The organism is Peribacillus kribbensis DSM 17871 (genome assembly GCF_000430765.1).
Taxonomy (GTDB): Bacteria; Bacillota; Bacilli; order Bacillales; family DSM-1321; genus Paraperibacillus; species Paraperibacillus kribbensis.
Genome location: NZ_KE387240.1, coordinates 176,360 through 197,029, shown reverse-complemented (window position 1 = coordinate 197,029; position 20,670 = coordinate 176,360). Strand labels below are relative to the sequence as shown.

At 43.2% G+C, this 20,670-nt stretch carries 19 protein-coding genes and 1 other RNA gene; 3 read left to right on the top strand and 17 right to left on the bottom strand.

What is annotated here, in order from left to right; all coding sequences use genetic code 11:
• Window positions 1-81: 81 nt before the first annotated feature.
• The 10 genes from H539_RS0119230 to H539_RS0119185 all read right to left on the bottom strand — a co-directional run bounded on the left by H539_RS0119230 (window position 82) and on the right by H539_RS0119185 (window position 10,678).
• Complete coding sequence (locus H539_RS0119230) at window positions 82-2,004, bottom strand: ATP-dependent DNA helicase (protein WP_026694869.1); 1,923 nt, start codon at window positions 2,002-2,004, stop codon at window positions 82-84.
• A gap of 112 nt (window positions 2,005-2,116) precedes the next feature.
• Window positions 2,117-2,284, bottom strand: a complete 168-nt coding sequence (locus H539_RS31690; protein WP_155890151.1) for a hypothetical protein — start codon at window positions 2,282-2,284, stop codon at window positions 2,117-2,119.
• Between the two features lie 61 nt (window positions 2,285-2,345).
• Window positions 2,346-3,488 (bottom strand): THUMP domain-containing class I SAM-dependent RNA methyltransferase, encoded by a 1,143-nt coding sequence (locus H539_RS0119220; RefSeq protein ID WP_026694868.1) that lies wholly within the window; start codon window positions 3,486-3,488, stop codon window positions 2,346-2,348.
• Between the two features lie 197 nt (window positions 3,489-3,685).
• Window positions 3,686-4,074, bottom strand: an RNA gene (gene rnpB / locus H539_RS30990) — RNase P RNA component class B.
• A gap of 72 nt (window positions 4,075-4,146) precedes the next feature.
• Window positions 4,147-4,464, bottom strand: a complete 318-nt coding sequence (gpsB, locus tag H539_RS0119215) for a cell division regulator GpsB (RefSeq protein ID WP_026694867.1) — start codon at window positions 4,462-4,464, stop codon at window positions 4,147-4,149.
• Window positions 4,465-4,556: 92 nt separating this feature from the next.
• Window positions 4,557-5,108 carry an SLOG family protein gene (locus tag H539_RS0119210; protein WP_026694866.1) on the bottom strand — a complete coding sequence of 184 codons (552 nt, stop codon included), beginning with the start codon at window positions 5,106-5,108 and terminating at the stop codon, window positions 4,557-4,559.
• 70 nt (window positions 5,109-5,178) lie between these two features.
• On the bottom strand, window positions 5,179-5,727 hold the full coding sequence (locus H539_RS32870) for a CotD family spore coat protein (protein ID WP_051348680.1): 549 nt from the start codon (window positions 5,725-5,727) through the stop codon (window positions 5,179-5,181).
• A gap of 306 nt (window positions 5,728-6,033) precedes the next feature.
• Window positions 6,034-7,308 carry a ribonuclease H-like domain-containing protein gene (locus tag H539_RS0119195; protein ID WP_026694865.1) on the bottom strand — a complete coding sequence of 425 codons (1,275 nt, stop codon included), beginning with the start codon at window positions 7,306-7,308 and terminating at the stop codon, window positions 6,034-6,036.
• A 37-nt stretch (window positions 7,309-7,345) separates the two neighbouring features.
• Window positions 7,346-9,592, bottom strand: a complete 2,247-nt coding sequence (locus H539_RS0119190) for a DEAD/DEAH box helicase (protein ID WP_026694864.1) — start codon at window positions 9,590-9,592, stop codon at window positions 7,346-7,348.
• 285 nt (window positions 9,593-9,877) lie between these two features.
• Window positions 9,878-10,678: an alpha/beta fold hydrolase gene (locus H539_RS0119185; RefSeq protein ID WP_026694863.1), complete on the bottom strand. Its 801-nt coding sequence runs from the start codon at window positions 10,676-10,678 to the stop codon at window positions 9,878-9,880.
• A 160-nt stretch (window positions 10,679-10,838) separates the two neighbouring features.
• Between H539_RS0119185 and H539_RS0119180 the strand changes: the two genes are divergently transcribed.
• A complete protein-coding gene (locus H539_RS0119180; RefSeq protein WP_026694862.1) occupies window positions 10,839-11,309 on the top strand; it encodes an Hsp20/alpha crystallin family protein in 471 nt (156 codons plus the stop codon).
• Window positions 11,310-11,372: 63 nt separating this feature from the next.
• Here H539_RS0119180 and H539_RS30260 read toward each other — a convergent pair whose 3' ends face one another.
• From H539_RS30260 to H539_RS29080, 4 genes are all read right to left on the bottom strand, one after another.
• A complete protein-coding gene (locus tag H539_RS30260) occupies window positions 11,373-11,990 on the bottom strand; it encodes a YppG family protein (protein WP_051348679.1) in 618 nt (205 codons plus the stop codon).
• Window positions 11,991-12,706: 716 nt separating this feature from the next.
• Window positions 12,707-13,066, bottom strand: a complete 360-nt coding sequence (locus H539_RS0119165) for a YppE family protein (protein ID WP_026694861.1) — start codon at window positions 13,064-13,066, stop codon at window positions 12,707-12,709.
• Window positions 13,067-13,184: 118 nt separating this feature from the next.
• Window positions 13,185-13,454, bottom strand: coding sequence for a hypothetical protein (locus tag H539_RS0119160; protein ID WP_026694860.1), 270 nt, complete (start codon window positions 13,452-13,454; stop codon window positions 13,185-13,187).
• A gap of 395 nt (window positions 13,455-13,849) precedes the next feature.
• Window positions 13,850-14,839: a DUF2515 family protein gene (locus tag H539_RS29080; RefSeq protein ID WP_035323359.1), complete on the bottom strand. Its 990-nt coding sequence runs from the start codon at window positions 14,837-14,839 to the stop codon at window positions 13,850-13,852.
• A gap of 125 nt (window positions 14,840-14,964) precedes the next feature.
• Between H539_RS29080 and recU the strand changes: the two genes are divergently transcribed.
• Entirely contained in the window at window positions 14,965-15,588 is a 624-nt protein-coding gene (gene recU, locus H539_RS0119145) for a Holliday junction resolvase RecU (RefSeq protein ID WP_026694859.1), read from the top strand.
• Between the two features lie 18 nt (window positions 15,589-15,606).
• The gene (locus H539_RS0119140) at window positions 15,607-18,474 is read left to right on the top strand and encodes a penicillin-binding protein 1A (protein WP_026694858.1); all 2,868 of its coding nucleotides are present in this window, start codon (window positions 15,607-15,609) and stop codon (window positions 18,472-18,474) included.
• Window positions 18,475-18,630: 156 nt separating this feature from the next.
• Here the strand turns inward: H539_RS0119140 and H539_RS32620 are convergent, their stop codons facing one another.
• Genes H539_RS32620 through H539_RS0119125 form a run of 3 tightly spaced genes read right to left on the bottom strand, consistent with a single transcriptional unit; the run spans window position 18,631 to window position 20,540 of the window.
• Window positions 18,631-19,152, bottom strand: coding sequence for a YpoC family protein (locus tag H539_RS32620; protein WP_155890149.1), 522 nt, complete (start codon window positions 19,150-19,152; stop codon window positions 18,631-18,633).
• A 5-nt stretch (window positions 19,153-19,157) separates the two neighbouring features.
• Entirely contained in the window at window positions 19,158-19,814 is a 657-nt protein-coding gene (gene nth, locus H539_RS0119130; protein ID WP_026694857.1) for an endonuclease III, read from the bottom strand.
• Window positions 19,815-19,850: 36 nt separating this feature from the next.
• The gene (locus H539_RS0119125) at window positions 19,851-20,540 is read right to left on the bottom strand and encodes a DnaD domain-containing protein (protein ID WP_026694856.1); all 690 of its coding nucleotides are present in this window, start codon (window positions 20,538-20,540) and stop codon (window positions 19,851-19,853) included.
• Window positions 20,541-20,670 lie beyond the last annotated feature (130 nt).

Genomic DNA, 20,670 nt, shown 5'->3' with positions numbered 1-20,670 from the left:
TCCATTTACTTTCAAGTAAAGGAAAAGGATCCGGAATGAAGCCATCCCGAATCCTTTTGAGGGAAGAAGGCCTTGCCTGTCTTAAGCTGTTGCAGGCTTTATCGGCAGAATTCCCTGGATTTTTTCGTATGTTCTTGTCTCCAAGTCTTCCGGAAGAAGGATGTGAACGGTCCCTTTGTCTTCATGGGTCCTGATCAATCTTCCTATCCCCTGGCGAAGGCGCAGAAGCATATAAGGCAGATCTACCTCATTATAAGCATCTTTTACTCCCTGTCTTTTCGACTCAAAGACAGGATCCTTTGGCGGGAAAGGAAGGGAGTAAATCACAACATTGCTGAGGGATGTCCCGGGAATGTCAAGCCCTTCCCATAAATGATACGAACAAAGTACAGCTGTTTCATCATTCTGGAACGTCCGGACAAGCTCACTGATTTCAGAATCTCCCTCAAAATATATCGGGAAAGGAAATGCTTGATTTGTACATTGCTCTTTAAACCAAAGAAGCTCTTCCCGGGAATTAAAAAGAACGAGAGCCGATCCGTTCGATTTCCGTATCGCATTCCATGTATACTGCAGTTTTTCCTCTTTCTCCACCATTACCGGAGTATGGATGCTCATGGAATCCTCATAATCAAAGGGCGACGTGACTGTAAAGCTTAAATAGTCTTGGATCCCAAGACTTTCAGCGATATAATCAAAGGATTTATCCTCAGATAATGTCGCTGACGAGAAAATGTAGGGAAGCTTATTGGAAAATACCTGCTCACGCAGAATATCCTTAACCAGTCTCGGCATGATGACAAGTGTTTGAGAAATGCCGCTTGTCTCAAACCAGATCACTGCCTGCTTTTTCCCAAGCAGGAGTGAAAGAGAATAGGACAGGCTTTCCAGATATTCTTCGGCAATTTTCAGCTGATAATCATTAATGGTATACATTTCAGCATCAAACACAAGGTTTTCCTCAAGCTCCTGAATTTTTTTGTTAAGCTTTTCCCCAAGGCTTAGGATGCTTTTATTTATCTTAATCGCTTGGCGTTCTGATCCTTGTACAGCAGAAGCATTTAAATTGAGATTTCTAAAGAATGCCTCGTTTAATTCAAGAATTTCGTCGATCACGTATAGAGTTTCATCCCTGACATCATTGGCAGACAGCTGCTCTAATACTGTACTTAAGGTGTTTTCTGCTATTTTATAAGTCAAGGCCTTCTGTGCCGCAAATTCAAGCAGATGTCCTTCATCAAAGACTACACAGCTGTATTCTGGAAGAAGCGGCAGCTGCCCCTCTCTTTTCCTGGATTCCTTGGTCCATACATGCTCCATGAAGAAGTCATGGGAACAGATAATCAGGTCACCTGCTTTACGGTATGAATCCCTGGACAGAGTCAAACCGCAGCGGTGCCTTTTTTCACAGGTAAAGCAGCTTTGCAGGGGATCCCAGTTGATTTTATTCCAATCTTCATCATTTACGTAAGAATATAACCGGCGGTCTCCGTAGGCCGTATAGGCCGACATGGATGAACCTTCTGCCACGAACTTCGGAAGCTCATCATACACTTGATCGATCGCCTCTGAAGATGGTCCATTGACCGCGGAATCCAATTTATTCAGACAAAGATATTGATCGTGGGACTTGGCGAGCCGTACATCAACCTCAATCCCCAGTGCTTGTTCCAGCTTGGAAATGTCTCCTTCCTTTTTTACCAGCTGCTCAATTAAAGTTTCATCTGCACATGAGATGATCGCGGGTCTGTTGAAGTATCTTGCATAAAAAATTGCGTACAATAAATAACTGATGGTCTTCCCAGTGCCGACCCCTGCTTCTGCAAACATGATTTTTTTGTCCCGGAAGGCTTTTTCCAGCTGAAAGGCCATAAATACCTGCTCATCCCGCAGTTCAAATCCCTTCTCTGGGAGAATGTCATAAAACACATCCCCGATCCATTCGGACAATCTATCATAAAATGTATCATTCTTTGTAATAGTAAATGGGAACAATTGCGCCATTGGTTTTCTCCTTTTCCTATCGTCCGATTCTTAAAAGGGCAAAGAAAAAAATGCGCCCTGAGCGCACTTTTTTCTATTTGCCTTTTTTGGTCAGAAGCATAAAATGCAGGAACTACATGTATAATTGCAGGTGATGTGTCAATGCCTGATTCAAATTTTTCTGTGCATCCATAATCTCTTCCATGCTTCTGCCATTGGTCATTCCCTCTTGCTTAAGCTGTTCATATGCTGACAGAATAGCTTTGGTGATTAATGTAAAGTCAACACAAGGTTCACGCACTCGCGGACCCTCCTCCGGATAAAATGAACGATATTCTCATTCTATGCAGGAGGGGCCAGTCTTATTCCTTTTTCCTTGGAGGACGCGGACCAAAATATTGATAATAATCTGTACGGATAAATCCGTTGAAAAGCTTTCTTTTCTTGGTGGCCTGCCTCCCAAAATACTTTTCGAAATCAGGGTGTGAGGTAATGAGGTAAAACGACCAAGTATCCAATCCGCTGAGAGCCTGGCCCATTTCACGGTACATTTTTTCAACCATAGGCTTATCTCCAAGCCTCTCTCCATATGGAGGATTTCCTACAATCACGCCATATTCCTTTTTAGAGGTGATATCCCGGACCTGCATCTGCTTGAAATTCAGCATTTCCCCAAATCCTGCTTCCATACTGTTCGATTTGGCAATTTCTATCATTTTATGATCAATATCAAAGCCTGAAATATCAAGCGGCTCATCATATTTAGCCAATTCTTCCGCTTCGTTTCTCACGTAGTCCCAAATATCCCCTGAGATCCACCCCCAGGATTCAGAAACGAATTCCCGGTTGAACCCTGGGGCAATATTCTGTCCAATCATGGCCGCTTCAATAGGAATCGTTCCTGAACCGCAGAATGGATCAATAAACGGCCGATCGGGGGTCCAATTCGTGAGCTTAATCAGCGAGGCAGCCAGGGTTTCCTTTAAAGGTGCTTCCCCTTGTCCTGTTCTGTAGCCTCTTTTATGGAGGCCGGCACCGCTAGTGTCAATGGTAATGGTCGCAATGTCTTTAAGCATGGACACCTCAATCTTGAACAGCGGGCCATTTTCCTCAAACCAGGACACTTTTTTATAATTTGAGCGCAATTTTTCTACGATGGCTTTTTTGACGATGGCCTGGCAGTCAGATACACTGAATAGAGTAGATTTCACAGATTTTCCCGATACCGGGAATTCTGCATCCTCTGGAAGATAATCAGCCCAGTTCAGTGACTTGGTATTTTCAAATAATTGGTCGAAAGTTGTGGCCTTGAATTCTCCAACAATGATTTTTACTCGATCCGCCGTACGGAGCCAGAGATTCGTCCTGGCTATCGCCCTTTCATCTCCCCAGAAAACAACCCGGCCATTCTCCACTTCACAATCATAGCCAAGATCCCGGATTTCGGATGCCACAAGGGATTCGATTCCCATGGCTGCCGTTGCGGCTAGCTTATACTTGCTCATTTTTCACCATCCTAAACAATACTTGCGGTAGTTAGAAATTTTAATATCTATAATATATGTAGAAGCAAGAAAACTAACAAAGAACTCATTCTTGATTCAAAAATGATTAAGTATACCGCAGTTTAAAAAAGCCCTCCCAAAGAAAGGAGAGCTTTTGTTAAATTTTTTATTTAATGATTGCATGCAGTATGATAACGTTCTGTAAGCCATGTTTTGTTCCTAGGTACTATAGCGACCGTAGTCTCGTACCAGGGCGGTAATCATCTATCTACGGCCAAATAATGGCCGTCCTTCTCTCTGTTCATTTCCATTGAGAAAGTTCCCCTACCTAAATTTGGGTTTCTCGCTCGTGGGGTTTACCCTCGTTCCACCCTCTCCATTTCTGGAGAGGCTACGTCACTGTGGCACTTTTATAGGTACCGGCACCATATCCAGCGGACTTAGGTGCTTTCCCAGCCGTCAGCCATTTCAGGCTGCCCTAGCTTATGACTTCACTAGGCACGAACACTACAGGCATCGCAGCCTGTGCGAGCATGGACTTTCCTCTACAGCATGGCAGAAGCCGCTGCAGCGATTACCCGAACGTCATCAAACATGACAATAGTTATTATATACGTATTTGTCCCTATCTGCAATGGTAAATAATGCTTACCAAGCCTCAATCAAATAATTTATTGCCAAAAACATGTTTCTCAAGGTTCGATAGCCTCTTTAAGATATCAAAATTTGTGGTACCCGGTCCCGGAGCTGCTGCTGCCGAAGATGCAGGCGTCCTTCTGGAAGAGTCCTCTGACAGTTTTTTCAGCCTTAGGTTTTCCTGCCGCAATTCTTCAATCTCCTGATGGAAGATTTCATAATCCTTTATAATAAGATCTAAAAACTGATCCACCTCTTCCGGTTTATAACCGCGCATGGCCGTTTTAAAATCTTTTTCCAAAATATCTTTTGCTGTTAATTTGATCTTATCTGATAGCATAAGATTTCACCTCAGAACTTTCACGGAGCATAAATTTTCTTATATTTTTTCAAAAATATTACGGTTTGTCAATTTAAATCATGAAAACAATTTTATTGATTTTCCCATTGTTCTTCTTCAGCGATCTGCTGCAGGTCATCAAAGGTTATTTGAATGATCGGATAGTGATGTGAAGCTGCGTAAGTCCTGGCATCCTGATACACATACATTGGAGTTCCATCTTTTTCTTCATCAAATAAAATGACCATCGCATCGCTTTTCATGATTAAAAAAGCATTTTTTGCCCTTAACTGCGCGGGTCCCTCATATTCTTTTCGTGAAATAGAGTCAATAAAATCCGCCTGCGCCAAAACTTCTTCATAATATTCCTTGTTTGCATCATTCCAATTGGCTTCCTGATTCAAGTATGGAGTTAACACGGCAGTCTTCAAGTCCGGGTACTCTTCTTGAAGTCCATACACCGCTTCGGCCGCCCAAAGCTCGACACCAAGCTGGCCAGAAATCAGCACCCATTCCAGCCCTTCCTCTATTAGGGGAACTAACCGGCTTACAAGGGCTTTTTTTATGTATTTTACACCTTCGTGCTCCTTTTTAAATATCCCCAATTCGAATGCTTTATACCCGGTAATATATACTTTTTTTATCAAACTGTGACCACATCCCGGTTAATAATTTTCCTAAATAAAAAACTAAGGGCCTAAGCCCTTAATTCTTTTAAAACCAGCATCCTGGACGAGGCGGACATGGCGGTGGACATGGCGGCGGGCAAGGAGGCGGTCCATCGCAGATAAATTCCTGATTCACACATTGGTTGACTACATTCGCTGTATGAGGAAAAAAATGTTTATGTTTAAAGACATGAGTATTCACAATAGTAGTGTTGGTTGGATGAATATGCGGCACGATATGATTGATCACATTTTCCTGTACATTTTGCACCGTAGGGCTAATTTGCGGAGGTGCCACAGTAGTCGGTCCTATTGCTGCCGGAGCTACCTGTGTTGGAGGTCCTGGAGGCCCCATTGGTCCTTGTGGCCCCATTGGTCCCATAGGTCCCATTGGACCCATTTGTCCTGCTGGCCCCATTTGTCCTGCTGGCCCCATTGGTCCCATTTGCCCCATTGGTCCCATCTGGCCTGCTGGTCCCATCTGGCCTGCTGGTCCCATTGGCCCTGCTGGTCCCATTGGCCCCGCTGGTCCCATTGGCCCCATTGGTCCGGTAGCTGCTGGACTTACCTGGGGCGTGTAATATTTTTTCTCCATAAGAAAGCTTCCCCTTTCGTCATTACTGATCTTACATTATCAGAGTATGACGGCCGGGAGATTGTTGTACTGGTTAAAAGCCCCATCTTATAACAAAAAGGTATAGAAGCTGCCCTTAAGAGTTGTAAAGACAAATGCGGTCAGGCATACGACGAGAAAAAACAAAAACAAAACGGCTTTATACATAGTTTTAACGTTCCTCACTCTTCTGTAATAAGAAATTCCCGTATTAATTTTACACAAACCGTGCAGGACCCTACAATATATTTTTAAAAATTTTGCCGGCTTTTCCACTGGTAATATCCGCTAATTCCATCCCCCGGTTTTAAGCTTTTTATCCAGCCTCTTCAGTCTGTGCAGTAAATCTAGTTCCATGGTCTCTCTTTTTTTGGAATTCCCAAGGCCAGACAATATACCAAGCGCAGAATCTGCACATTCCCTTGCCTTCGAATATTCTTTTTCTTGATGCTCATATATCTTGGAGAGCTCGATCAAAGCTTCAATTCTTTGCTCGGCCTTCCCTTTTTTTGAAACCTCCAGCCATGCATTAACCGCCTTTCCGAATTGTTTCTCTCTCTTCCACTGAAAAGCTAGAGCATGGGCGGCCGCCATTCGTTCTTCTGCATTATTTCCTGCAAGTACTCTTTCGTAGGTCCGGACAGCCTTTTCTTTTTCCCCCAGCCCCATATACCACCGTGCAACCTCAAGGGACTTGCCAGTCGTTTCCTTTTGGAGCAGCTGCTTTGATAAATGGGCATATAAGGTGATAAGAGTCAGAACATCCAGTTCATTATGCCGGATGATCCCCAGAAGTCCCTCAGGGTCCTTTCTTTCCACAAAATCAAAAAAGATATAAGGGGCCAGAAAACCTGGGACGTCATCCTTCCTTTCAATACCTAATATATTTTTTTCGACATTGACTAATTTCACTTTATCCATATCATCTTTCCATAACCTTCTCGAGGCATGGTATAAATCAAAATGTCCGTAATCAGGCAGCCTTGGCACATGATCTCTGATCAAAGTATGCCTGGTTTTCAGCTGCGGCCAGTCAAATGCCTTCCCGTTATATGTGACAAGTGTATGATAATTCACCTTTTCGAGAAAACTCTGATATAAAGGGATCTCAAACCCCGGCTGCGGCAGAATATGCTGTCTGACCGTTACAGTTTTTTCATGAAAAAAAGCATATCCCAGCAAAAATATCGTATTGCCCACTCCTCCTCCGAGGCCGGTAGTCTCGGTGTCAAAGAAGAACATGTCTTCTACTCTCAGCCCTTTCGAAGAGAGCGGGTGTGTGTAACTTACAGCATTCCACTCTTCTACAGCTTTCCTTGCCTCTTTCAGTGTGTAAATTCCATGCTGGTAGTCCACAGGATAATGGACTTCCCTGATTAAGCAGAATTGGCCGTCCATTTTATAAGTCCCGGTAGAATGTTCCGCCCAAACCTGCTCAAAGGGTATGGATGCCCCCCCCTCCTCTTTCTCTCGAACCGGATTGGAATTCACCGGCTCAGAAGGAGCTTCTGTATTTAACGTCATATGGCCTTTAAGCCGGCCGAGCTTGGATTTCAATGACATCTTTCCACCCTCTAAAAGCACAGCCGTTCACAGCCGCTTAAAATAAATCAAGCAGCTGGATACTTCTTTGCTTAGCGTTGATTCCCTCAATTTCTGTTCCGATACAAGACGGACAGCCGTCATGGCATGGGCATTTTCGAATGAGGTTTTTTGCAGCCGCCTTCACCTGATCGAAGCGTTTATACACGTCTTCGGCTAATCCAATACCGCCAGGATAATGATCGTACAAGAAAATAGTCGGGAGGCCGGTATGATTGGCCTTAATCTGCGAAACTACATGAATATCATTTCGGTCACACATCACATGTACCGGCACTACATGCTGTAATACATTTGAAATTCCAAGAAGCAGCTGCTCCAGCGTTTTTTCGCCCAGATCTGGGTCAATTTCCTTTAATTCCAGCCAGGCCGCACTGGTATGAAGCTCTTCTTCCGGCAGGTAAATCGGCCCTGACCCTATATTCTCAAAAGTGGTCAGTTTGATTTTCTTAAATATAGAAGGCAGAATATTGATCGATACGTCGCCATAATTAATAGACGTTTTTTGCCTGGCTTCTGTCCTGTCTATTTCTAATACTTTAAGCTGCACTGCAAGGTTTGCATCTGTATAATACTCTACGTCTACTTCCCGTACATAGGCTTTTTTGTGGTCCCAGTCCAGCTTCTCTACCTGATACTGCACTCCTTCATGCAGATATATGGCTTCATCATGCAATAAGGTCATGGCGCTGAAACGGTCCATTTCTCCTATGATTTTATGATCACCTGTATTTGATTGGTCGATAATAACGACGTTTTCCTGGGATGCTGACCGTAAGCTGATATTTCCGGCTGGAAAAGATTGATTCGCCCAGTAAAACGTTTCTCCGTTCTGGTGAATGACTTTTTCTTCTACGAGAAATTCTAAAATATCTTTTACGTCTAACGGCCCGAATTCTTCACTTTCCTTAAAAGGCAATTCATACGCCGCACATTTTAAATGATCGACAAGAATAATCAAGTTTTCCGGATTGATCCTCGCCGATTCCGGCGACCGATCGAAAAAGTATTCCGGATTTTGCACGATATACTGATCGATAGGCGTAGAACTGGCGACCATGAGGATAAGTGCTTCGCCATGCCTTCTGCCTGCGCGTCCTGCCTGCTGCCATGTACTGGCCACACTTCCGGGATAGCCGGTCATGACACAGACTTGCAGCTGCCCTATATCGACGCCTAATTCTAAGGCATTGGTGCTTACAACTCCTAGAATTTCACCCTCCCGCAGTCCTCTTTCGATTTCGCGCCGCTGCTTCGGAAGATAGCCTCCGCGATATCCCCTTATGGACTTTGTGCCGATCTTATCTTTCACCAGTTCCTGTATATGGCTTAAGATAATTTCAACCCTTACCCGGCTTCTAGCGAATACGATTGTCTGAATTTTATTTTTTAGAAATTCTTTCGCCAGGTTATTTACTTCTACAGTCGCGCTTTTTCTAATATTTAAAGGCTTATTTACGATCGGCGGGTTATAGAAAACAAAGTGCTTTCTTCCTCTTGGTGCCCCGTTATCGTCAATTAACCGCATAGGGTTTCCTGTAAGCTGTTCTGCTAATTCTTTAGGATTTGCAATTGTGGCAGAAGTACATATAAAAATCGGGCTGCTTCCATAAAATTTACAGATTCTTTTCAGCCTTCTAATTACATTCGCTACATGGCTGCCAAACACTCCGCGATATGTATGCAATTCGTCTATGACTACATACTTTAGATTTTCGAACAGACTCACCCATTTTGTATGGTGCGGCAGTATGGCAGAATGAAGCATATCAGGGTTAGTGATGACAATATGGCCGGCCTTCCTGACTACCTGGCGAATAGTCGGGGAAGTATCCCCGTCGTAGGTATAGCTTTTTATGTCTATACCCATTTCGTTTATGATTTCATTCAATTCGCTTTTTTGATCTTGGGCCAGGGCCTTTGTCGGGAAGATATATAAAGCGCGGTTCGCGTCATTTTCGGTGATGGACTGCAGTACGGGCAGATTATAACATAGGGTTTTACCTGAAGCGGTCGGCGTTACTGCAACAATGTTTTCACCTTTTTGAAGGGTTTCATATGCTGTATATTGATGACTGTATAATTCCGCAATCCCCCTTTTTTCTAAGGAACTCTTTATTCTATAATCCACACTGGCAGGCATTGGCCTGGTTTTTGCTTCCTGTGGTTCAATCTCATGCCAGTTAATGATATTTTCATTTTTCCTCAATTCAGCTATTAGTTCAGAAAGTGATTTTTTACCAATCAAATTGCTGCACCTCTTTATTCTCTTTCTTGTTTAAGGTTCAGCTATAGTTTACCGAATATTTGTTTGGCTGGCTAGAAGTAAGACGTGACAAAAGCTGGAAAACCCTTTATTTTTCCAACACGTTAATCAATATTCATTGATAACAGAGCCAGTTTGTTTTCGCAAAATGGGTTACTTTGGAACAAGGTGGATGATAATGGGATTGCCTTTAAAAACAACAATCTTGAAAAGAGCTTTAAAAAAAGATTCAGAATAAGAAAATCCTGAATCCCTTTCATCAATCTACTTTTTCATTTGAGACAGTCTGACCCATTCCTTAATGATCCGGGATAATTCCTTGGGGTACTCTACCATTCCCATGTGCCCTGCTTTTTGAAGGATTCTTGTGGTAATGTGGCTTCCCTGTGCGGAAAATACTTTTTCCTGGGAAATAAGCCTGTCCCGATCCCCCGCAACGAGAAGAACAGGCTTAGGTGTATCCCGCAGAACTCGGTTTCTATCAGGCCTGCCTGCCATTGCCCTTAATGCTCCATTCACTCCATCAAGACTCGTTCCATAGCCTATTTCTTTCATTTCATTTACTTTTTCTTTTTCGGCAGCAAGCGTTTCTTTCGCAAATAAATTAGGGATGAGCTTATTGACTAAAGCCTCAACCCCTCTTTCTTCAACCAAGGCTATATTATCCATTCTTGCTTCCTTTGCTTCCTCCGAATCAGGGAATGCTGTTGAATGAATCAGACTGAATCCTTGGAGCTTTGCAGGAAACAGTTCCGCAAAAGCCAGCGCAACATAGCCGCCAAGAGAATGGCCAAACAGATAAATATCATCCAGCCCCTCTGCTGACAGGAAGCTGTATAAATCCCTGGCAAGATCTTCAATCTCGAATGATCCTGCCTCCAATCCGGAATCTCCATGTCCTCTAAGGTCCATGCATATCACTGTATAGTCATCTTTCAGATAAGGAATTAAATAGTTCCAATAATCCGCACTGCCGCAAAAGCCGTGGATAAATAACAAAACATCGCCTTGTCCCTCTTTTATATATGAATACTGGTTATTGTGGATTCTTTGATAATTTCCCATAAACTGCACCTCAAATGTTTTTCCACTACTTTTCCCTTCCCGTAAGCCCTATAAACTCCGCAAACTGCCTATGATATTTTAATCACCTTGAGAAGCAGATCCTCATAGCCTAGATATAGAAGACCATAATGGAGTTCTTAGATGAAAGGAGTTAGTTTCAATGACTTCCCCTGAAAAACCGGTCCCCCGGCATAAAAAAGAATCTTTTTTTGACTTACGGCAGGCTTTTGACAGCTTCATGGGCGAAAGGCCCATAAAGGGATTACTGCAGTCTATGGATGAATTATTCACGTTTCAGTTCGCAGACAGACATCATTTTCCTGTGGACGTCAGGGAAGAAGAGAATCATTTTCTCGTCTCGGCAAAGCTTCCTGGAATTCCGAGACAGCAAATTCATATTGAAGCCATCCGGCAGTCCCTGATGATCACAGTTACACATAAGGAAGAAACCGAAATGCGCAGTGCAGGCAGCCGATCCTATTATCGCGGACAGTCTTTGAATACCTCCTCACGGACCATTTCGTTCGCAAAACCGATTGACGAAAAGAATATATCAGCCAGTCATAAAGACGGGCTTTTAATCGTAACTGTCCCAAAGATCCGAGGCAAGCGGATCACGATCAGTGAATAAAGTAAACATTTTAAAGGCAGACCTAAGCAGTCTGCCTTCCTCATTTCAACAACCTAGTGCTAATCATACAGTAGTCTTAAAGAACCCGCCGAAGCCTTTTACAATGGAAGAAACTTGATTCATCGTATTCATCATTTGTCCCGCTGTTGACATCATTTTATTAATATCAAATGATCCGTCCTGGGTTTTAAACTGATTCAGTATGGATGAAAAACTCTGTGACTGCTGTTTCACTATTGTATTTTGTGCAGGATACGGGTTGGCTGGAGCCTGGCCCGACACCTTCGGACCATAGGCACTGCCCTGCTGCAAAGGATTTTCAAACGGATTCACATATCCTGGATTCATGGGCATCTGCTGGTTCATCTGAATTCCATTCATCTGGCTGTAATAAGGATTCATTCCCTGGAAACTTTGTTCACCCATCATACTCCCAAACGGTGTGTAATAAGAATCAGCAGGGCTTCCGTATTGATGAGCACCTGCATAAGGCGTATTCCCCTGCTCCCCCTGACCGTAATATCCCTGGTAGCCGGAGCCGCTCATATCCTGGCCGGCTTGGTACGGAGGGACCTGCTGCATCATATGGGGATTAGGGGTATGATAGCTGTAAGCTGGCACAGTCTGACCGGCAAACCTCGGATCAAAGCTGTACGGACCGACATAGGATCCCATCATCATAAGCCTTCTCATCCTCCTCGTGACATTCGCTGATATATAAGTATGAAAAAAAGCGGAGAACGGTGCTTTTCGAACCAAACAAATTATATGCTGAGTGCCCCAGGAGCCCATTTAAAAATAATCACTTTTTGAAAAGCAGCCGTCTGACAGGCATAAGACAGACGGCAGCGAAAGGCCCGCTTTTGGCCTTTTGATGGCGGCTGGCTTATGACCGAAGGCGGCAGTTCGCAGCTGGATTCCCCAAAAGCGGAGAACGGTGCTTTTCAAACCAAACAAATTATATGCTGAGTGCCCCAGGAACCCATTTAAAAATAATCACTTTTTGAAAAGCAGCCGCCTGACAGGCATAAGACAGAAGGCTGCGAAAGGCCCGCTTTTGGCCTTTTGATGGCGGCTGGCTTATGACCGAAGGCGGCAGTTCGCAGCTGGATTACCCAAAAGCGGAGAACGGTGCTTTTCAAACTAATTCGTATTCAGTGCAGATTGTCACAGAAGCCCAATTTTAAATATAATCACTTTTTGAAAAGCAGAGACCCGACAAGCATAAGACGAGCTGGCTGTGAGGAGCTGTCTTCTCGTCATAGACGGATCAGCTTATGACTCGAGGTAAATTTCAGACACGACAGGCAAAAAAACAGTGACTTCAATTGTAACTATCTTTCTTGCTGCTTCCATTTTCACCCAGACCTATACAAAAAGCCCCTCCTAAGAGCGGCTTATGCTTCAACCTGTTTCAGAACTGTCTCCATTGTGTAACGGATGGACTGCAGCTGGCTTTTAAATCGTTTAAGGCTTGTCTTAGGGAAAAAGGCCTGGATTGAACTGGTACTTATCAGCTCTGCAGCCTGGTCAATTTGCTGGACATGAAGATGCTTGGGTCTTTTATTCTCTATAAACTCACTGGCTGCGGTCTTCCAATTTGAAGATAATTCAAAGGCGCGATCTGCAAAAGGCTTGATTGTTTCATAAAAATCATGCTCGATCTGCTCTGTTTTGGTCGTATTAAAAATTTCTTCTATTTGATCTGTCAGCTCTATCAGCTGCTTCGTTTGTTCTGTCAACAGATCTTCTTTCAAAAAAAAACCCCCTCAGTCTTATATTCTAACTATACAACGAGAGTACTCCCAGGGGAAAGAATATAGACATTGAAGATTTTTTTCATCCTTTAGTAAAGAGCCTCATCTATAAAACAAACTAGAGGGAGACCCTTGCCAGGCTGAGACCGGCCGCCGGTTCCTTGGTCCTCCACACGCTGCTGTCACGGTGGTTAATTTTAACGAGAAGCTCTTTCGAATCATTCAGTATAGACTGAGCCTTATTTAAAAGCTCGCGCCCCTCTTCTGCCTTGACCCGCGCTTCTTTTTCAGCTGTAATACCAAGCGTTTCTTCCAAAACCTCAAGCTGGTCATTGATCTCAAGCAGCATCTGCAGGATTTTATCTTTCGGCACTAATTGATTGGACATATTAAATACCTCCTAAATCCATCTTTATGAATAGTATTCTTTCTTTCTTGCCAACTTCCTTCATCGTTGACAAAACTAGAAATGAATCGTCAAAGTAATTGGGTGTATCGAGAATTTAATCAGGCGATTCGACATATTCGAATGAAATTCGCCTCCTTGCAAATGATATCCCTGAGGGAGGTGTACAGTAATGAAAAAGCAAGAAAACAAAAAGTCCGGAAACCAGTCAAAGGCAAATGCTCCTGGCTATGGAGACAAAAAGCTTACCGGTTCTAACCGCCCTTCTGAGTGATCATTCAAAGCAATCCCCGTGAATACGTCCGGGGATTTTTTTTGTCACTCCCACTCACATGATAACCTTCCCTTTAACAGATCTGACGGAGAGCCTTATCGCTTCATGTATTTTTCCCCGTTCCAAAGACCAGTCTCTTTACAAGGATTCCAGCTTGGAGCTGCAGCTGTTTATCCTTGTACCATCCCGTCAGTTCTGGATTAAAGCTGTTTTCCAAACTCTTGTACCATTTTTTTTTAATTTTCCTTTTGTCTTCCCATGCCCCCCCCTGCCCTCTGCTGTGCTGGATCGCGGGATATACGGCTCTTAAAAAAGGCGTCTCCCTGGTTTTTTTATACGGGAAAAACCTTTCATAATCGTGCCTGGATCCGGTATGCTCCACATTTTGTGAAAAGCGGTGGAACTCCTGGAACAGCGTCTGAGAGAAGAGGATCTCAGCCAGTCTCTTCCCCATTTCGATTCTTGCATCGAGTTTTTTGAAATGATAGGTGCTTACGCCATATAAACGCCCATCCATGGTTGGAAAGAGTACTGTACTGAAATGAAACCAATCCTGTAAAAGAAACGCAGCTGATTGAAAAACCCTGCTGGTATATCCCTCTTCAATAACAGGTTTTTGAATTAGATTCTGTTCGTTGATAATTAAAGAATAAACCAGTCTTTTCTTCTCTTTATGCTTCCAGAATCGCATCCATTCCCTTTCGATGAATTCAGAAATGTTAAACTTTCTAAATAAGTGAAACAAAGGACGGCCGGCTTTCGTCGAATAGTGATAGAGGAGAAGCTGCGGGTAAGCATCATCAAATATCAGCCAATTTGCCCGTTCGTATGTAAGGAACAGCAAATGGCGATACTGCCTCGTAAGGACTCGAGGAAGCCAGTATCCTTCCAGGTCTCCCATATTCCAGCCAGCATTCCTGGAGACCATCCCCGCAAGAAAGGACCACTGTATTTCAGGATAGGCTTGAAAAAAACGATGATATGCAGCGGTTCTTGAAATATTATCCAAATTATATTGATCGGTAAGTTCTCTTACCCTTCTGATTATATTTTCTTCTTCCGCAGCAGAGGTCTGGCCTTTTAAATCTGCCAAGCAGCAATCACCTCACAGGAAATATCTTTTTTTCCTTAATTATCTTGCTAGTTGCAAAATGGTTTTATTCCCCCCTTTACAGTTATTTTTGGTATTATATTATAGGTAGTTAAGGAGGGGATGTATTGGCATTTCATTATCCTAATGGCCGGAGGTTTATTTCAAAGCCTCTGGAACAAGCTGCAAGACCGGTAAAGAAGATGAATTTCAGCAATAGGGGAATGACTTTAGAAGATGATATCAATGCATCGAATGAATACTATTTAGCCAACGGAACAGCGGTGGTCCACAAAAAACCTACGCCAGTCCAAATTGTAAATGTTCACTATCCTAAACGAAGCGCTGCCGTTATCAAGGAAGCTTACTTTAAGCAGGCCTCAACTACGGATTACAACGGAGTGTACAGAGGCAGGCATTTAGATTTTGAAGCAAAGGAAACGCAGAATCCTTCTTCCTTCCCCCTAAAGAACTTTCACACTCATCAGATCGAGCATATGAAAGGCATCCTTAAACAAGGGGCCATCTCTTTCATTATTCTGCGTTTTACAGCAACTGAGGAAATCTATCTCATGAAAGCGGAGAATTTGATTTCTTTTTGGGAAAGAATGAGTGAGGGCGGAAGAAAGTCTATAACAAAAGCAGAAGTGGAAGCATGTTCTCAAAAGATTCCTCTTGGTTTTCAGCCAAGGATTGACTATATTAAGGTAATAGAACAGCTATATGCACACTTTTTTAGCTCGGGTATTTAGAAAGGCAGGTAGCTATTAATGGCTCAAAATTATACAACTCGTGAAGAGCGCCGAAAGCAGAATCAGGCGAAACCGAATAAAAATGGAAAAGGAAAAGGACAAGCCAAAAAACGCGGACTGTTCAAGCGAATATTCCTTTTGCTTGTAGCACTCGGTATCGCCGGGATGGTTCTTGGAGGGGCTGCATTTGCGTATTTTGTCAGCACCGCTCCCAAGCTAAGCGAAGGAATGCTTAAGGATCCAGTATCATCCAAGATATTCGATAAGGATGGACATCTAATCACAGAACTTGGAAAACAAACAGATAGAGAATATATCCCGTATGATGAAATACCGCCTTTGGTTGAAGAAGCAACTCTTGCTACAGAGGACGCAAGATTCTATCAGCATCATGGTGTAGATATCAAACGTCTTGCCGGTGCAGTATTTGCCAACTTTACTCAAGGATTTGGCTCACAGGGCGGAAGCACAATTACCCAGCAGCTGGTAAAAAGATCGTTCCTGTCACCAGATAAAACCATTAAGCGTAAAGTTCAGGAAATGTGGCTGGCCTTTCAGCTTGAAAGAAAGTATACAAAGAAACAAATCTTTGAAATGTATGTAAATAAAATTTATTACGGTGCTGGTGCATATGGGGTTGAAACAGCTTCAAAGGCCTATTTTGATAAGCCTCTAAAGGATCTGAAGCTCCCTGAAGTAGCCACTCTTGTCGGTCTGCCGCAGAGCCCAAGCGCATACTCCCCGTTCCAGCACCCGCAATTGGCTGAAAAGCGCAGAAATATCGTGCTTAAGCTTATGAACAAGCATGGTTATATAACAAAGGAACAAATGGCAGCCGCTGAAAAAACCTCTGTAAAAAGACTGCTGGTCAAGACTGAGAAAAGTCAAAAGAGTACAGTAGCTTATAATGCATTCATAGATACAGTAATAAATGAAGTTGAGGCATCAGGGGATTACAATGTGTTCTCTGATGGACTGGATATTTATACAACCATGGACCGTGACGCACAAAAGCATGTGTACGATATGGAGTCATCCGATAAGTTTAACTTCCCGGATAAGGATTTCCAGGCCGGTATTTCCCTTCTTGATACTAAAACCGGGGAAATCAGGGCCATTGGCGGCGGAAGAAACATTAAGGGCAGCCGTACCTTTAACTATGCGACCGATATAAAAAGGCAGCCTGGTTCTACCATCAAGCCTATCGTAGACTATGGACCGGCAGTGGAGAATTTGAATTGGTCCACTTATGAGCAGATCGTGGATGAACCGTATAAGTATTCAAGCGGAACACCCATCAAGAACTTCAATGGAAGAAATTATGGCCAGATGACCATTCGCGAAGCCCTGGCCCGTTCTCTGAATATACCAGCCTTAAAAACGTTCCAGGCGGTTGGTTCGGAAAAAGCCTTTGATTTCGCGGATAAGCTTGGACTTAATCTGGATAAAGATAAATTCTTTGAAAGTGCCTCAATTGGCGGCATCAATCCTGGTATATCACCGCTTCAGCTTTCAGGCGCATACAGTGCATTCGGAAATAATGGTATATATAACAAGCCTCATGCTGTAACCAAAATTGTACTCAGGGAAAATAACACTGTGATTAAAACAGCTCCTGAGCCGCAGGTTGCCATGAAGGACAGCACTGCGTTCATCGTCACAGATATGCTGAAAAGCGTTGTGAAGGACTCTTACGGAACTGGCCAGACAGCAAATGTCCCGGGACTTCCCCTCGCAGGTAAATCCGGAACGACCAACTTTGATAAAGATACAAGGGAAAAATATAATATTCCATCATCGGCAGTCCCTGATGCCTGGTTTGCAGGCTATACCACCAATTACACAGCGGCAGTCTGGACTGGATATGGAGACGGAAAAAAATATATTCCAGAAGACTACGGATATCAGAAGATTGCCCAAAAGATGTTTAAGGACCTCATGGGCTATATGAGTGAAAAGAAAAACACATCAGATTTCAAGAAACCGAAAAGTGTAGTAGAAGTCAAAATAGAAAAGGGATCGAACCCTCCAAGACTCGCGAGCGAATATACTCCTGAGAGCAAGGTATCTTATGAATATTTCGTAAGAGGCCATCAGCCTACAGAAGTATCCAGGGACTATGAAAAACCAAAAGGGCCGCAGAACTTGAAGGCGTCGTATGATCCAGGTTCTAAACAAATATCCCTATCATGGGATTACAGCGATGACCAAAATCAAAACCCAGATTTTGAAGTCAAAGTTTCTCAGGATAGCGGATCAGATCAGGTGCTTAAAGTAACCAAAGCAAAAGAATTAAAGGTACAGAATCCTCAGCCTGGCGGAAAGTATACGTTCACCGTCACTGCGATTGTAAACGGCAGCAGAAGCGATTCTGATTCAACGCTCATTGAAATACCAAAGGAAGAAACTCAACCAGCTCAGGATCCAAATAGCGGAAATAATCCTGGTGATAATTCTAACTCTGCCAACGATAACCAGAACCAAGATCAAACAGACAAGAATGGCAATGGAGTTCCGGACAATCAGGAAGGCAACACCCAGAATCCGAATCAGGGAGGCACTACTCCTGGACAGGATAATAGGAATGGAAATGATACCGGCACAACTCCGGACGGCGGCGGAAACGGTACAGATAATGGAACCAATAACGGAACAAACAATGGAACCAATAATGGAACCAATAATGGAACCAGCAATGGAACCAACAATGGAACCAGCAATGGAACCAGCAATGGAACCAGCAATGGAACCAGCAATGGAGGAACAACCTCAGGCGGTTCAACAGACGGAACTGGCTCCACGAATGGTACGACAAATGGAACCACAAACGGAACAGGCAATGGAACAGGCGGCACCAGTCCTTCCCCGGGAAGGCCGAACCGCTGATAAAAAAAACGTCTAAGCAATGGGCTTAGACGTTTTTTTATTGCTTTAAAAACCAAAGAATTCTGTGTCATCCATATCGTGTAACCATCCCTGGTTTGGCGGCCGGGAATAAAAAAACTGCAGGCAGACCCAGCTGTACCAAGTCTGTCTGCAGAATCAAAGCATCCTTGATGCTTTTTTTATAGCCATGTGTTTAAATAATATTTTTTCCAGCTCAGTAAATAATTCTGAAAGTTGTGCTAATGACTGATAATGTCCAGGTGTATGTAGTACAAATTCCAGACGTTCCATACCATTCATCGGAATCCTTTCAAATCCCCCTGCTTTATCCTTCCATTTAAAGAGATGGACAGGGCTGTTATTCAGCCAAAAAAAAGCAGATACGTAAAGCGCTATGCCTTTTTTCATCAGGGGAAGTGCTTCCCTTCGGTTTCTTTGCCTAAAAAGATCCGAAAGGCCGCTTTTTTGTTCCTTCCAGAGAAAAAGTACATCGTGAATGACCGTGAAATCTCTCCAGGGCTGAAAACAATTGATGCCGCTGTAGAAACAGCTTTCATACGGAAAATAGAAGAAATCAAGGAGAGCAGGATTCCATCGGTCCATTTGATCGGGTAGAAGGTCCAGATGCTGTTCCTTCAAAGTTTGGTTCGTCAAAAAAACAGGGGTAGTGAATTTCATGGCATTCAATACCCCTTTACCCTTTTCATTCTTTTCTTCCCTTCTCGGCACAGATCAAGAAGCGGGCAGATTTCGCATTGAGGCGACTGTGCTTTGCAATGGTAGCGGCCGAAAAAGATCAGCTTATGATGTGTATCTGACCACTTTTCTTTAGGCACCCTTCTCATGAGGGTCTGCTCCACTTCCAATACACTGTCCTTCCACCTGCAGATTCCAAGGCGTTTGCTGACACGTTCTACATGTGTATCCACAGCGATGGCCGGAACTCCAAATGCAACTGAAACAACGACATTGGCTGTTTTTCTGCCAACACCCGGAAATTTAGTCAGTTCATCCCTGTCTGCCGGCAGTATGCCACCATATTCATCAATCAGCATCCGGCACAGCTTTTGGATGTTTTTGGCCTTATTCCGATATAACCCGATGGATTTAATATCCCCTTCCAGTTCTTCCAAGGGAACATTCAGATAATCCTCGGGCTCTTTATATTTTAGAAATAAGCTTTTCGTTACTCTATTTACCAATGCATCGGTACATTGAGCTGACAGTGCAACAGCAATTACCAGCTCAAAGGGGTTGGAGTGATTCAATTCGCAATGCGCATCAGGAAACATCTCCCCTATTTTATCTAAACAATAATTAATCTGTGTTTGATTTAGCATACTCTAAGCTCCTTGCACTTGCATTGTAAACGTATTTTACTGCTCCAGCCAATTAAAGAAAGGAACATTCTTGCTGGCAGTCTGTACTTCCTGCTTTCTTTCCCTTTTATTCATCCGGAATTTCTGGCCGTGAGTCTTAGCCTGATCGGGTGTCATAATGCCGTTTCTCTTCCATTCAAACAAAATTCGATCTATGTATCGAAAATTCAGCTTTCCCGAAATGACGGCTTCTTTAAGCGCTGCCTTGATCATAGTTGAGTGATGGTCATCTTCCATCCACATCGCAAGCGTCTCACATTCAAATGGCGAGAGCGGCCTTCCGAACTCTTTCTCAAAAATGGTATAAAGACTTTCTTCTGTTTCAGCAGGAACCTGCGGCTGGTTCTGCACCTTTATAAAATGCTGTACAATCTTTTCATTCAGCGGGTCTAAAGAATAGCGTTCAAACAAAATTGAATCCGCTGTGTATTCTTCTTGTATTTCAAGATAGCCTTTTTGAATCAGCCTTCTCAAATGACTTGAACAATCCGTGATGTCCAAAGTCATCCTTCCGGAAATTTCATCGGGCGTGGGAAATCCATTTCCCTTTTCTATAAAAAGCTGTATCTGAAGCAAAATCATAAATTCATATTCATTTAATCCCATTTCCTTATAATGAGACAAAAGAAAAGAAGGAATGGAAATACTGCCTTCCTTCATCCAAGCTAGAAATTGATCTTTTACCATATATGACACCTCTACAATAGTATACCATGAATAAAATGTCGAAATGAGAAAAATACTCAGGGTAAAATTTACATATTTTCTGTATTCGATTGCAGAGATCTTTTTGCTATAAACGATCATCCTGGTGAAC

Excerpts from the sequence above, each read along its gene's own strand:
- H539_RS0119230 (WP_026694869.1), bottom strand. The coding sequence starts at position 2,004 with ATGGCGCAATTGTTCCCATTTACTATTACAAAGAATGATACATTTTAT.
- H539_RS0119220 (WP_026694868.1), bottom strand. The coding sequence starts at position 3,488 with ATGAGCAAGTATAAGCTAGCCGCAACGGCAGCCATGGGAATCGAATCC.
- gpsB (WP_026694867.1), bottom strand. The coding sequence starts at position 4,464 with ATGCTATCAGATAAGATCAAATTAACAGCAAAAGATATTTTGGAAAAA.
- H539_RS32870 (WP_051348680.1), bottom strand. The coding sequence starts at position 5,727 with ATGGAGAAAAAATATTACACGCCCCAGGTAAGTCCAGCAGCTACCGGA.
- H539_RS0119195 (WP_026694865.1), bottom strand. The coding sequence starts at position 7,308 with ATGTCATTGAAATCCAAGCTCGGCCGGCTTAAAGGCCATATGACGTTA.
- H539_RS0119185 (WP_026694863.1), bottom strand. The coding sequence starts at position 10,678 with ATGGGAAATTATCAAAGAATCCACAATAACCAGTATTCATATATAAAA.
- H539_RS0119180 (WP_026694862.1), top strand. The coding sequence starts at position 10,839 with ATGACTTCCCCTGAAAAACCGGTCCCCCGGCATAAAAAAGAATCTTTT.
- H539_RS30260 (WP_051348679.1), bottom strand. The coding sequence starts at position 11,990 with ATGATGATGGGATCCTATGTCGGTCCGTACAGCTTTGATCCGAGGTTT.
- H539_RS0119160 (WP_026694860.1), bottom strand. The coding sequence starts at position 13,454 with ATGTCCAATCAATTAGTGCCGAAAGATAAAATCCTGCAGATGCTGCTT.
- H539_RS0119140 (WP_026694858.1), top strand. The coding sequence starts at position 15,607 with ATGGCTCAAAATTATACAACTCGTGAAGAGCGCCGAAAGCAGAATCAG.
- H539_RS32620 (WP_155890149.1), bottom strand. The coding sequence starts at position 19,152 with ATGAAATTCACTACCCCTGTTTTTTTGACGAACCAAACTTTGAAGGAA.
- nth (WP_026694857.1), bottom strand. The coding sequence starts at position 19,814 with ATGCTAAATCAAACACAGATTAATTATTGTTTAGATAAAATAGGGGAG.
- H539_RS0119125 (WP_026694856.1), bottom strand. The coding sequence starts at position 20,540 with ATGGTAAAAGATCAATTTCTAGCTTGGATGAAGGAAGGCAGTATTTCC.